We start from the raw sequence: 13,488 nt of genomic DNA, 5'->3' as shown, positions 1-13,488 counted from the left end.
CGATCAAGGCTTTGTTAAAGGTAAGCTAGGGATATGAAAAATGGACGGTGTTCATTTAATTTCAAAATGAACACCATCCATTTAAATAGTAGATCAAGCATCTATATAACTGCTGTTAATTAGCTTTCAATTGAGGGAGCGGCTGTATCTTGACCATGAATTTTTAATTTTAATTGCGTCATTGATAAGATAAAGTCGCGGAATGATGGCAAATGGTTTGTTTCATTGACACGTTTTATCATTTCGGAGAAATAATGATCATTTTGTACAGCTTTAGTTCCTTTGCCTTTTGTATAGCTCAAGCCACGATCAGCCAACATAGATTTTAAATAATGCTCGTGATATTGAGCTGTAGTTGTATATTGAGAAAGCTCCGGATGCAAAGGCATTAATTCAGGATCAAGTTCATTGACATTGAAGTGTTTGAAGCAATTTTGGAATTCAGGTGAATCAGGATTTCTTCTGAAAATTTTGCGGTTTCCAAGACACCAGGTTTCAATACATGGATTTTGAACAACCGTTATTAAACGATTGGGGTCAAAACGATGCTTTTGCGCTTCAGCCAACACTTCATGTTTGCGGGCAGGTATCCCGATATCATCTCCATCAAGAACGACCATAAGATAATCGAATTTCGTATGCTCCTTCATGTCCTGGATTGCGTTACCAACATCATCTATGATGTTTGGGTAGCCGCCGCAACTGAATAAATAATATTGATTGCAGCTCACGTTATCTAGATGCTGAACTGATGTAAGCTCTGGTAGCAGGATACTAAGCCAAGCCGGATAAATGTATTTTTCTGAGCGACCTTCTACCAGAATATATAAATTCATGGTTAATCCCGCCCTTCTGAATAAGCGGCAAGATTAATAAGCTGTTTGAATGCATCATGTCTGGATTTGCCCAAATTGTAATCCGAAGCATTTTTAACGATTACTGTACCAGCCTCCCTGCTGACAATTTTCCAATGATTCATAGGGATTTTGTTAATAATATAAGGGTGATGGCTAGTTAAAATATATTGAGAGCTACGATTAGAGCCGAAGTCAAATAAATCAATACAATTAATACCTAAACTATTCTCGAACTCATCGACTAGTATAATACTGTCCTTAGGCTCCAAATAGCGAAGAGAAAGAAAGAGGAGCGTTTTTAGCATTCCAGAAGACATGTCATATGAGGAGATCCAGCCTACGCCATCCTCATATATTTGCAATACATAAGAGTCTTCTTTATTAGGTGAACTCTCCAAGTGGAATCTTATGTCAGTTATAAAATCAAAAACTTGATTAAATTCTGTTTTGATTTTATTTACTACATCTTTGAAATCGAATGAGGCAATAAAAAGCTTTGCTACAATAGGTGCATTTATATTTTTCAAATAAGTAAGTAACTCGTTATATAATTCCGAGTCTAGTTCTGGTTCGGCTTTTTTTAAGTTGGGAACACTTTTAGATTTGAATACGATATCTCGACTAGCTTCGAAATCAAAAAGCACTATTTTCTTGAAAGCTGTGTACACAGGTTTTATAGTGTCTTCCTCCGAAAAAATGCCGATGCAGCTTTTATTCAAGGCAATTTTCGGTGCAGCTTTACCATTAGTAAAAGTAAGATCGGTTCTAGTACGCTTGAAAAGCGTTTCTTGATCCAAGTTTGGGTGAATGATGGATAGTTTTTCGAAAGCAAAACCAAACGAAAGGGAATTTTCATTTAGAGCATCGAATCCAGTAGTGTCATAGGGAAGGGTAGATTCTGTTTCTCCTTCCCACAAATACAAAACCCCTAATTCTTCAAAGGTTATAGAAAAATGTATATTATCAATTTGCGAAGTTGTTTCCCCTAAAGCTAAATCCTTTAAACTGGTTAAAGCTTTCAATATCTTTGTTTTGCCTACACCAGTAGCTCCTACTAATAAGGTTAAAGAATCAAATTCCAGTTGATTCAACTTCCAGTTTGTTTCCTTATTTATGTAACTAAATGATATGAGCTTCAGTTTAATCACACCCTTATAACCTAATTTTTAAATCGTGTTTACACATACTTTAAAGTATTAAATGATAGTTGAATTATAGCATATTACAATATAGATAATCAGTAAGATCATGACATTGGAGGATACCTGATTACTCAAACATTTTCAGAATGAAAAAGGTCATAATTCACACTACGATCTTTTGAGAAAAAAGCTCTTGAAACCCTACTTTGCAATTTTTCACTTAAACAGCTCAAGCGCCGTCTGGATAAACAGCTTGACCGCAAGCGACGAATCCTCCAGCGACGGGACGGCAAGCCGAATTTCCCGATAGCCTTCGGGATAAAGCCCGCGCTTGATCACATTCGGCGGCAGCGATTGCATCGCAAGCTCTGACAAAATGGACATGCCGAGTCCCTCCTGCACCATGCTGAGCAGTGTATTGACATTTTTAATGATGAATTTAATTTCAAGCTCCGTCTCGGCACGCGAAAACAGCTCCACTATAGGCGTTTCATAACCTGATTTGCAGCTAATAAGCGGATTGCCGCTGATATCCTTAACCGAAATGACTTCATTGCGGGCCAAAGGATGATCGTACCGCATAACGGCATACATCCGTTCCTTATATAAAGGTATCGTTTCAAAGGCTTCATCCGGCGGAATAATGAGGGCAACATCGATGACACGCGTATGGAGCCATTCCTTCACCTCATCAATCGTGCCTTCATGCAGCTCAAATTCGAGATGAGGATATTTGGCGGCGATGGCCCGTATAATTTTGGGCAAAAAATAAGCGGAAGCAACCGGGAAGGCGCCAACGCGAATGGTTCCGATCTCCAGTCCCTTTTCCCGAGAAATTTCCTGCTCAATCCGCTCATAAGATTTCAAAATTTCCCGAAACATCGTCAGCAGCCGCCTGCCGATATCCGTTAGCAGGACGCCATTTCGACGATCGCGAATGAGCAGCACGACGCCCAGCTCCGTTTCGAGAGTAGATATGGCCCGGCTCACGGCAGGCTGCGTCATATTCAGTTCAAGTCCCGCCTTTGTGAAGCTGCCGGTTTCGGCAATTTTAACGAATATCATTAGCTGCGAGTTTGTCATAACTAAAGTGTTATGCCTCCTATGATAAACATTTATTTTATTTATGTTGAAAACTATTGTATCATTCGGTAAAACGACTACACAAGGAGCTGTTCAAGGTGCCTGGTATCTCCCGTTCAGCGGCAACGATGTATTTAATTTTTCTCGTGTTTATATGGGGCATCAATTGGCCGCTTACCAAATATGCGCTGGACTTTTCTCCGCCCTTATTATTTGCGGGTATTCGAACGCTGATTGGAGGCATTTTGCTTGTAGGCTTTGCCATTTGGAAGCGGGGGCCGCTGCGGCTAAAGCAGAATTGGCATATTTATCTCATTGCTTCCATGCTGAACATCATTTTGTATTACAGCTTTCAAACGATAGGCCTCCAATATATGCCTGCAGGACTGTTCACGGCGATTGTCTTTTTACAGCCTGTGCTGCTCGGCATGTTTGCATGGCTCTGGCTTGGAGAGGCGATGTATCCGCTGAAAATTTTTGGCCTGCTGCTGGGCTTCGCCGGAGTTGCGGCGATTACGACGGGAGGCATTTTCGGCCATATTTCCGTGTGGGGCCTGCTGCTTGCGATTGCTTCGGCCATATGCTGGGCGGGGGGAACGATATATACGAAAAAAATGGCGCCGCGAGTCGATCCCCTTTGGATGACCGCGATGCAGGTGGCCATTGGCGGTGTTGCCATTTTGGGCGCTGGTTCGGTGACCGAAAGCTGGTCCGATATTGTATGGAATATGTCATTCATATTCGATACGCTGTTCATATCTGTTTTTGTCATCGCGGTTGGCTGGCTTATCTACTTCAAACTAATTCGCAATGGCGATTCAGCGAAGGTCGGCTCGTTCATGTTTCTGATCCCGCTTATTGCGATTGTGTTCAGCGTGTTGTTTTTAAATGAGCATGTAACGATTAATTTGGCGGTGGGCCTCGCGCTTGTGGCATCCAGCATAATCGTAGTAAATATGAAGCCCAGACGCTTGAAGAAAGAGCTTCCTGTGCTATGATAGCTAATAGAATCGTATAAATGTAAACGGGCGCTGCCGCTCTGTGGGGGCAGCGCCCGTTTCGCGCAGTTATTTTGCAGGAGACGGGAGAGGTGGCATTGGCAGAAAAACCGGCAGTCGGACTAGTAAAAATACGAATTGGCACGATTAAGGAAATGAACCGCTACCCGATTAAATCGTTTGCGGGCGAACGGCTGGCTTCCAGCAGGGTGGAGACTTATGGGCTGTACGGCGACCGCAGCCATGCTTTTATAGATGAAACGAAGGAAGGCTGGGACAGCTTTATTACGGCGCGGCAAATTCCGGCGATGCTTGGCTACAAAGCGAAGCTCCAGGATGGTGCTGATTTTGAAAAGGGTACGGCAGCGGCTTCCGGTTTTCCCGAAGTGACGGTCACGTCGCCCGACAATCGCGAGCTCGCCTGGAACGAGCAGCTGCTCGCCGAAATACAGACGCACACCCGCACGAAAATATCCATGCGGCGTTATGCGCCGGAAACGCCGGATTTGCTGGGCGTGGATGCCAGCAGTGTGCTCATTGTGACGGATGCGCTGTTGAACAAGCTTGAGAAGATGTGGGGCAAGCCGCTCGATGCGCGGCGGTTCCGGGCAAACTTGATCGTGGCGCTTGCAGGCGATGCGCCTGCTGAAGACGGCTGGATCGGCAAGCGGCTTCAGCTTGGCAGCGCGGAGCTGCGAGTAGACGAGCATTGCGAGCGCTGCTCGATGATCGCGCTAGACCCCGATACGCTGGAGCGGGATATGTCGCTGCTCAAAAAAGTAAATCAGGAGCTTAACCTGCATGTTGGCTTGTACGCCTCGGTTACGAAAGCGGGGCTTGTCCATGTTGGCGACGAGCTGTTTTTGCTGTCTGACGATTGAGCGGACAACAGGAAGTGGATAGCAGGATAAGTGATGTCCCTTACCTGCGGATTTAGTAGAGGATATCCTAAGTGCGCAACCAAGCGTAAACGGCTGTCGCCGTCCTCTGGCGGTAAAGCTACCGTTTCGAGGGTGAAATATAAGCCCATTATAAGGGTGAAACTTATAAATTCTTATATTTTGAAAAAGCAGCCTTGGCGTAATCGCCGAGGCTGCTTTTGTCTCCTTTTTCCCTGTGAAGATACTTTGCAGTTTTGTTAATAGGGGATGGGCAAGCGCAAAAGCCTGCCCTAGCTAGCTTTGCCAGCCCGGCGTTTGCCCCGCAGCAGCGAGCGGTGCACCCACAGCGCATTCAGCAGCATCATAACCGCGGACATAATGAACAGCCCCCGGATGCCGATCCAACCGGATAGCGCGCCGCCTGTAATGGGACCGACCATATTGCCGAGGCCAAGCGTGCTGCTGTTAAAGCTGTAGGCACGGGATTCCATGCCGTCCGGCGTATATTTGCGAATGAGCGAATTGACTGTTGGCACAAGTCCGCCGAGAAAAATGCCAAGCACAAACCGGGAAATGAGCAGCTGCGGCACGCTGTCTGCGAGCGCCTGCGGGATGAAGGTCAGTCCCGCGCCAATAAGCGAATAGCCGAGAATGCGCTCCGAGCCGATGCGATCGCTGAGCTTTCCTAGCACTGGCGACGCAATGAGATTGGAAATGCCAGCTGCCGAGCCGACGAAGCCTGCCCAAAAAGCCAAGTTGGCTGTCGGGCCATGCAGGCTCTGAACATGCAGCGGCAGCAGCGTCATTGAACTCATCATTGCGAATTGGATGAGGAAGGTGACTGCATACAGCGCCGTCAGCTCATGAATGCCGCGCAGCCGCTTAAAGCCTTCGATGACGGATATTTGCACTTTGGCTGCTGCCTTTTGCAAATCAAACGTCTCCTTCACGACGAACAACGCCAGCATAGACGCGGCGAATAATAGGGAGCCTGTCAAATAAAAAATCGGACGGTAGCCGACAGCGTCAGCCAGCAGCCCGCCGATAAAAGGGCCTAATATCGTTCCGGCAATGCCGCCTGATTGGAGCGTTCCCATCGCATAGCCCATTCGATCCTTGGGCGTGCTGGCGGAAATCAGCGCAACTGCTGCGGGGTTAAAGCCGGAAATCGTGCCGTTCAGCATGCGCAGCAGCAGCAGATGCCATGGCGTCGTCGCAAAGCCCATCAGCACAATGACAATCGCCATGCCAATGCCGGAGCGAAGCAGCATCAGCTTGCGTCCGTAGCGATCGGCGTATTTTCCCCATATCGGCTGAAAAATAAATTGCGTGACGAAGTTGCCGGCGAAAATAAGACCAGCCCATACGGCAATTTGATGCGGATCGGTTAGACCCAGCTCAAATTGCAAATAAAACGCCATAAAAGGAATGATCATGGTCATTCCAGCCATTACGAGAAATTGTCCGAACCAAAGTACGATGAGATTTTTTTTCCACTGTTCCATGTTTTTTAGTATAGCACAAGCTGCCAGCCAGACAGAAATACGAAGAACAATTTGTCAAAAAAGCACGATATTCGCCTTGAATCAGGTTATAATGAAGAGAATGCTTGAAGAGAGTGTCATAACATTGTCATAGGAAGTCCGGCGCTGGCGGTTGTTAGCCCCTGCAAAAACGGGCATAATGGAGTTAATAGAAAACTATATAGAAAAGAGGAACGGCGAACATGAGCTATAATGACCGTTTCATTCGGGCCTGCCGCAAGGAACAGCTGGATCAGGTGCCCGTCTGGTATATGCGCCAAGCTGGAAGATACGACCCTGAATATCGAAAAATAAAAGAGAAATATTCGCTGCTCGAAATTTGCAAGCAGCCGGAGCTGGCTGCGGAAGTGACGATGATGCCGGTGCGCAAGCTCGGCGTGGATGCCGCTATTTTATATTCGGATATTATGAATCCGGTTGCTTCAATCGGTATTGATTTTGATATTGTGGCGAACGTGGGTCCCGTGATCGATAACCCAATTCGCTGCGCGGCGGATGTAGATCGTCTGAAGCCAATCGATGTAGAAGGGGATCTCGGCCATGTGCTGGAAACGATCCGGATTTTAGATCGGGAGCTTGATGTCCCGCTTATTACATTTGCTGGAGCACCGTTTACGATTGCCAGCTATTTGATTGAAGGCAGACCGTCCAAAAACTATTTGCGCACGAAGGCAATGATGTACGGCGAGCCGGAAGTATGGCACAAGCTGATGGACAAGCTGGGCGATATGGTTATCGCTTATTTGCGCGCGCACATCGCGAGTGGCGGCAAGGCTTTCCAATTGTTTGATAGTTGGGTAGGTGCGCTTGCGCCAGCAGATTTCCGCAAGTTTGTACTGCCGACGATCGAGCGGATTTTCAGCGAGCTGTCGGATTTGCCGCAGCCCAAAATTTATTTCCCAGGCGTAAGCTCGGGCGAGCTGCTGCCGGAGCTGCACAAGGTGCAAGCTGATGTAATCGGTCTTGACTGGAGAGTATCGATTCCCGAGGGACGTCGCCGTTTGAATCACGGCTTCGCGGTACAGGGCAATCTCGATCCTGTCCTGCTGACTGCTCCAATGAGCGTACTTGAATCGTATGCGGCGGAAATTATTGAGCAGGGACTGGAAGAGCCGGGATTTATTTTTAATTTGGGGCATGGATTATTTCCTGAGGCCTCGCTTGAGAAGCTTCAAGAGCTAACGGCTTACATACATTCGTATTCCAAAAAATACATTGCAGCGCGTGAAGGGAAGGAAACGAGCCATGTCGGAAGCTGAAAACAGCAAAATCGGAGTTCTCGTTATGTCATATGGAACACCGGAAAGCCTTGATGATGTAGAAGCGTATTATACGCATATTCGTCGTGGCCATCCGCCTACTCCAGAGCAGTTAACGGATTTGTATGGCCGGTATGAGGCGATTGTCGGCGGCGTATTCCCACTGCGTGAGAATACGAACGGACAGGTAGCCGGCCTTCAGGATAAGCTGGAGCAGCTCGCTCCAGGTCGTTATGCCTGTTATCAGGGGCTTAAGCATGCCCGCCCTTATATCGAAGACGGTGTGGAGCAAATGGCTCGTGACGGAATTAAGCAAGCAGTAGGCATTGTACTAGCCCCGCATTATTCGACGATGAGCGTTGGCAGCTACATCAAGCGCGCGGAGGAGAAGGCAAGTGAGCTTGGCGTAGAGATGACTTTTGTCAAGCAATACCATCTGCATCCGAAGCTGCTCAAGGCGCTGACGGAGCGGGTGACGGACGGTCTTGCTCGGCTAAGTGCGTCATCGGGCGGAGAGACGCGTGTAAAGGTGCTGTTCAGCGCGCACAGCTTGCCGGAAAAAATTCGTGAGCTGGGTGATCCTTATGAGGAGCAGCTGCTGGAAACGTCGCGAGCGGTTGCGAAGCAGGCTGGCATTGCGGACGATGTATGGCAGTTTACTTGGCAAAGCGCAGGCCGGACGAGAGAGCCTTGGCTGGGACCGGACATTTTGGAGACGCTTGCCGAGCTTGCTGAACAGGGTGTGAAGGCTGTATTGGCCGCTCCAATCGGCTTTGTGTCGGATCATCTTGAGGTATTGTTTGACCTCGATATTGAAGCGAAGACAACAGCGAAAAATATGGGCATTACCCTTGAACGTATTAAAATGTTAAATCGCGACCCGCTGTATATGGAAACGCTGGCGGAGTCAGTAATAGAAGCAACGTAGAGTTTGGTAATGAAAGGATGAATGAGATGCGGAGAATCGGAGAAGCTGATCGAATTGTCATTATTGGCGGGGGGATCAGCGGGCTGAGCTCCGCTTTTTATTTGCAGCGGGAAGCGGAGCGGCAAGGTAAAGCGATTCATATTACGCTTGTCGATAGCGCCGAGGTATTGGGCGGCAAAATTAATACGCTGCAGCGTGACGGCTTCGTCATCGAACGCGGCCCGGATTCTTTTCTTAGCCGCAAGCTGGCCATTATTGAGCTGGCTAAAGAGCTCGGCATAGAGTCCGAGCTGACTGGGACGAATCCGAAGGGCAAGCAATCTTATATTTTGTTTAAAAATAAGCTTCATGCGATGCCTCAGGGACTTGTGCTCGGCATTCCGACGGAAATTATGCCATTCGCCCGGACGGGCTTGCTTTCTTGGGGCGGCAAGCTGCGGGCGCTGCTTGACTTCGTCAAGCCTGCCCGGAGTGAAGCTGGCGACGAATCGCTGGGAGGCTTCCTTGGCCGGAGGCTGGGGACGCAGGTTGTGCAGCGTATTGCTGAGCCGCTGCTGGCGGGCATTTATGCTGGCGACCTTAACAAGCTGAGCATTCAAGCAACCTTCCCGCAGTTCGCAGCTGCTGAACGCAAGCATGGCAGCTTGATTCGCGGAATGCGGAGCAACAAAAAGCTGGCGAAGGCTCCCGATATGAGCATGCTGCCGGAAGGAGCAAGAAGCAGCGTGTTTCTTACATTTAAGGGCGGGCTATCTACTTTGGTGGACGCGCTGGATAGAGCTCTTCCGGACATGGAGCGCAAATTAGGCCAGGCGGTTATAGGGATTCATGATAGTGCTGCGGGCGATGAAGCAGCAAGTTTTGCTGGCATGGCGGATAGGGAACAGTCCGGGTCCCGTTACACCATTGAGCTGGCAAACGGGGAGCGGCTGCCTGCCGACAAAGTGATTGTGACTGCGCCTGCTTTTCAGGCAGCGGAGCTGCTGGAGCCGCTGGTCGATTGCGCGGAGCTGCGGGCGATTGATTATGTATCGGTCGCAAACGTCGTAATGGCTTTTGACAAAGCGAGCCTTGGTGTAACCTTCAAAGGTTCAGGGTTCGTTATTCCGCGTTCGGAAGGCTTGCGGATTACGGCGTGCACGTGGACCTCGACGAAATGGCTGCATACGAGTCCAGGAGACAAAGTGCTGCTTCGCTGTTATGTAGGCCGGGCAGGCGATCAGATAACGCCTTTTTTGCCGGATGACCAGCTCATGGCTGCAGTAAGAGAAGATGTGAAGAAGACGATGAATATTACCGCGGCTCCTTTATTTACGGAAATTACACGGCTGCCGCGCTCCATGCCGCAATATCCGGTCGGCCATCTGGGCCATACGAAGCGCTTGCGCGAGCGAATGGCCCAGCAGGTGCCGGGCATTCATATTACAGGAGCAGCTTTCGACGGCGTAGGTTTGCCGGACTGTATCAGGCAAGGCAAGGAAATTGCGGCTGCTGCGCTTTCCTCTTCCTAGTTATTTCGCATATTGAGAGCAAGCTTGCTATAATAGACAGGAAACTTTATTCATAAAGGAGCATCCTGTCATGAATAGATCAAGAACAGAATCGCGACAGCAGCAAAAAATCAGGCGTAAAAGAAGACTAAGACGCCTCATCATTTTCAACGGCTTTATGCTCGGTCTTATTGCTGTCGTTATTGGCTTATGGCTTAATACGCAAAATTGGTTTGATGCTTCGTCCTTATTTAATGGGGAAAATAAACCTCAGGCAGCCGATGCCGCTTCCGCGGGCACCGCCGATGGTCAGGAGCCGCAAAACGCGGAAACGGGCGTAGGCAGCAGTTCCCCCTCGCCGAGCGATGAAACGGCAGCAACGAATGAACCTGCAAATACAGACGGTAATGTGGCTAACGGCGAAGGCGAGGCAGCAGCAACGCCGGTCATGCAGCCTGAAGAGGTTGGCAATGAAGCGGTCGATGGCACAGGTGGCGATGATGCTTCCGGGCAGCAGCCGTCGTTTCCTGCTGGCGATGAGGATACGGTGAAGCTGAGCTTTGTTGGTGATATTTTGCTGGCGGCCTCGGTCGGCGACATGATGAAGCTGAATGGGTACGACTATCCGTACAAGCAATCGCTGCTTTATTTAAGCGAGCCTGATATTATGGCCGCTAATTTGGAGTATCCGGTGACGGATAGCGGTGTTCCAGCGGTAGATAAGACGTATGTGTTCAAAGGTTCTCCAGATGCGCTTCCTGCTTTTCGGGATGCCGGCTTTGATGTCGTCAGCCTGGCGAACAACCATACGCTTGACCAAGGCGTCGAAGGTTTGTTTAATACGATGGAGCATCTGGATGAGACAGGCATCTCCCATATGGGAGCCGGCAAAAATGATACGGAGGCGTTTGCTCCTGTCATTAAAGAAGTGCGAGGCATTAAAGTAGCGTACATTGGCCTGAGCAGAGTTGTACCGGAAGTATCGTGGAAAGCAGACAAAAATGTTGCAGGCGTAGCAGAAACCTACGATACGACCAGAGCGAAGGCCGCGATTAAGAAAGCAAAGGAGCAAGCTGATCTGGTTGTCGTTATGGTTCACTGGGGAGAAGAGCGCAAAGATACGCCGCTGCAATATCAGCGGGATTTCGCACGCGAATACATAGATTCGGGAGCCGATCTTATTATCGGCAGCCATCCGCATGTGCTGCAAGGTTTTGAGACGTATAAAGGCAAGTGGATTGCATACAGTTTAGGGAACTTTATTTTTAGCGCTTACCCGAAGGGGCCGACTGCAGAGACAGGTGTGCTGGATGCGATTTGTACGAAAAAAGGGGATTGTGACCTGAAGTTTTACCCGATGACCTCTGACAAAGCGCAGCCAGCACTCATGGATTCGGAAAATGCGGCAGCGCTGCTAAAGCGCCTGACGAGCCTGTCCTTTGGCGTGAAGCTCCGTGAGGATGGCGCTCTCGTCTCCAAATAAAGAGCAGCGAGGAGGAGAGCATGGCCGAACCAAGAAATGTATGCGTAGCCCATCGCGGGTGGTCAGGGCGCGCACCTGAGAACACGCTTGCAGCGGTAAAGCTAGCGATGGAAGAGCCTGATGTGTTTTGGATTGAAATTGATGTTCAGCTATCGAAGGATCATATTCCGGTCGTTATTCATGATTATAAGCTAAGGCGTACAACGAATGGCAAAGGCGATGTCCGCAACTGGACGGCTGCCGAGCTTGGCGCGCTTGATGCGGGCAGCTGGTTTTCACCCTTGTTCAAGGATGAGGGAGTACCGACGCTCGATCAAGTGCTGGCATTAACAGCCGGGCGCTGCAACGTTAACATTGAGCTCAAAACGAATGGCATTCGCTATCCCGCGCTCGAGGAGCTAGTCCTTGCAAGCGTACGCCGATTTGGCATGGAAAATGAAGTGGTGCTGACCTCTTTCTATGCAGGAGCGCTTAATAAGCTGTTCAAGCTGTCGGAAGGACGTATTCGTACCGGCCTGATTATTGACAGCTGGCGTCAAACGCTGCCTCTGGAGCTGAGCCAGACGGGCTCGACCTTTCTCTCGATTGATTATTCGAGGCTGAACAAGGAGCGAATGAAGCTGCTTAAGGAAGCGGGCATTCAGGTGATGGCTTGGACGATAAACGAGGAACGGGCTATTCGCAAAATCGCTGAGCTGGACCGGGAACTGATGATTTGCACCAACTTCCCGAATCGCTGGCGCCAGGCAATGGCTGGATTGAGATGAACGGCGAATGAATACACATAAGATAGAACTGGAGAGGAGCGAGAAAAATGGTAGGCTGGATCGATGAATGGTGGCTCAGGCTGCTTGGCGGTCTGCTTGGAAGCGGCTTAATTGCATTCGCTGCCTATCGTTTCCGCTCTCTTTCGTTATCGGGCGCTTTATCGGCAATGGCAATGGGCACGGGCTTTGTGACATGGGGCGAACCAGTATGGTTCGCCTGTCTTATTGCGTTTTTCGTTACCTCAACCCTGTGGTCGAAATGGAAAAAGCACTCCCGAGCGAAAGCGAAGGCGGAAGCGGGATATGAAAAAACAGGACGTCGCGACGCCGGACAAGTGTGGGCGAATGGCGGAGTAGGTCTGCTGCTGTGCTTCGGACATGCGCTGTTTCCAGCATCAGGCGATGGCTGGCTGCTTGCATATATTGGAGTAATGGCGGCTGTGAATGCCGACACATGGGCGACGGAGATCGGTGCGCTGAGCAAGCGCCCGCCGCGTTCGGTGACGAGCGGCAAAATCGTCGCTCCGGGAACGAGCGGCGCTGTGACGCGGCTTGGCTCACTGGCGGCGCTCGCTGGGGCAGCCTGCATTGGCGTTGTAGCCGCCGTCATGCTGGCATGGTTTCATCCGGCGTCTGCAGCCGACCTGCAGGCTGGGAACGTTGGGCTTGCAGGCAGTGGTCTTAGCCTTTCATCGGCTGTAGCGCTTATTGCTGCTGCGGCAATTGCTGGCTTTGCCGGATGCTTCGCCGACTCTTGGCTCGGCGCCACTTGGCAGGCAATGTACCGCTGCACAAGCTGCGGCAGCGAAACGGAGCGCCGCACGCACTGCGGCGTGCCGGCCGAGCGGATACGCGGGTTTGATTTTATGAACAATGACCGAGTCAACATGCTATCATCATTGCTTGCAGGTGTAGTTGGCTTGGCACTGGGCCTCTGGTGGCTTTAATTGCAAAATAAAATAACACCTTCTCTCCTTGATACAGGAGTGGAAGGTGTTATTTTTGATTTTAGAGCTTATCCCCTTAGCTCAGAAAGCAAGTCAGGCATAGAGGTGT

The 13,488-nt window shown here is 49.6% G+C and carries 12 protein-coding genes; 8 read left to right on the top strand and 4 right to left on the bottom strand.

The features are described 5' to 3' along the window. Nucleotides 1-119: 119 nt before the first annotated feature. From WH37_RS07845 to WH37_RS07835, 3 genes are all read right to left on the bottom strand, one after another. Nucleotides 120-836 carry a hypothetical protein gene (locus WH37_RS07845; RefSeq protein WP_046229994.1) on the bottom strand — a complete coding sequence of 239 codons (717 nt, stop codon included), beginning with the start codon at nt 834-836 and terminating at the stop codon, nt 120-122. 2 nt (nt 837-838) lie between these two features. Next, complete coding sequence (locus WH37_RS07840; protein ID WP_177217907.1) at nt 839-1,948, bottom strand: ATP-binding protein; 1,110 nt, start codon at nt 1,946-1,948, stop codon at nt 839-841. A gap of 267 nt (nt 1,949-2,215) precedes the next feature. Beyond that, the gene (locus tag WH37_RS07835) at nt 2,216-3,082 is read right to left on the bottom strand and encodes a LysR family transcriptional regulator (RefSeq protein WP_046229992.1); all 867 of its coding nucleotides are present in this window, start codon (nt 3,080-3,082) and stop codon (nt 2,216-2,218) included. A gap of 98 nt (nt 3,083-3,180) precedes the next feature. On the opposite strand from WH37_RS07835, the gene WH37_RS07830 reads away from it, so the two are divergent. Beyond that, nucleotides 3,181-4,080, top strand: a complete 900-nt coding sequence (locus tag WH37_RS07830) for a DMT family transporter (protein WP_143088412.1) — start codon at nt 3,181-3,183, stop codon at nt 4,078-4,080. A 92-nt stretch (nt 4,081-4,172) separates the two neighbouring features. After that, entirely contained in the window at nt 4,173-4,961 is a 789-nt protein-coding gene (locus WH37_RS07825; RefSeq protein ID WP_052736867.1) for an MOSC domain-containing protein, read from the top strand. 290 nt (nt 4,962-5,251) lie between these two features. Here the strand turns inward: WH37_RS07825 and WH37_RS07820 are convergent, their stop codons facing one another. Continuing rightward, nucleotides 5,252-6,466 (bottom strand): MFS transporter, encoded by a 1,215-nt coding sequence (locus tag WH37_RS07820; RefSeq protein WP_046229991.1) that lies wholly within the window; start codon nt 6,464-6,466, stop codon nt 5,252-5,254. Nucleotides 6,467-6,687: 221 nt separating this feature from the next. Here WH37_RS07820 and hemE point away from each other — a divergent pair, with 221 nt between their 5' ends. The 6 genes from hemE to WH37_RS07790 all read left to right on the top strand — a co-directional run bounded on the left by hemE (nt 6,688) and on the right by WH37_RS07790 (nt 13,379). Continuing rightward, entirely contained in the window at nt 6,688-7,764 is a 1,077-nt protein-coding gene (gene hemE / locus WH37_RS07815; protein WP_046229990.1) for a uroporphyrinogen decarboxylase, read from the top strand. Beyond that, a complete protein-coding gene (gene hemH / locus WH37_RS07810; RefSeq protein WP_046229989.1) occupies nt 7,751-8,692 on the top strand; it encodes a ferrochelatase in 942 nt (313 codons plus the stop codon). The genes hemE and hemH overlap by 14 nt, the downstream gene beginning before the upstream one ends. Nucleotides 8,693-8,718: 26 nt before the next feature. Further along, nucleotides 8,719-10,203: a protoporphyrinogen oxidase gene (gene hemG / locus WH37_RS07805; protein WP_046229988.1), complete on the top strand. Its 1,485-nt coding sequence runs from the start codon at nt 8,719-8,721 to the stop codon at nt 10,201-10,203. A gap of 70 nt (nt 10,204-10,273) precedes the next feature. Continuing rightward, nucleotides 10,274-11,665 carry a CapA family protein gene (locus tag WH37_RS07800; RefSeq protein ID WP_046229987.1) on the top strand — a complete coding sequence of 464 codons (1,392 nt, stop codon included), beginning with the start codon at nt 10,274-10,276 and terminating at the stop codon, nt 11,663-11,665. Between the two features lie 20 nt (nt 11,666-11,685). Then, on the top strand, nt 11,686-12,432 hold the full coding sequence (locus tag WH37_RS07795; protein ID WP_046229986.1) for a glycerophosphodiester phosphodiesterase: 747 nt from the start codon (nt 11,686-11,688) through the stop codon (nt 12,430-12,432). Between the two features lie 47 nt (nt 12,433-12,479). Next, nucleotides 12,480-13,379 (top strand): DUF92 domain-containing protein, encoded by a 900-nt coding sequence (locus WH37_RS07790; RefSeq protein ID WP_046229985.1) that lies wholly within the window; start codon nt 12,480-12,482, stop codon nt 13,377-13,379. Nucleotides 13,380-13,488: the final 109 nt, after the last annotated feature.

This window comes from Paenibacillus algorifonticola (genome assembly GCF_000971975.1).
Lineage (GTDB): Bacteria > Bacillota > Bacilli > Paenibacillales > Paenibacillaceae > Pristimantibacillus > Pristimantibacillus algorifonticola.
This window is presented reverse-complemented; position numbering and strand designations above follow the sequence as displayed.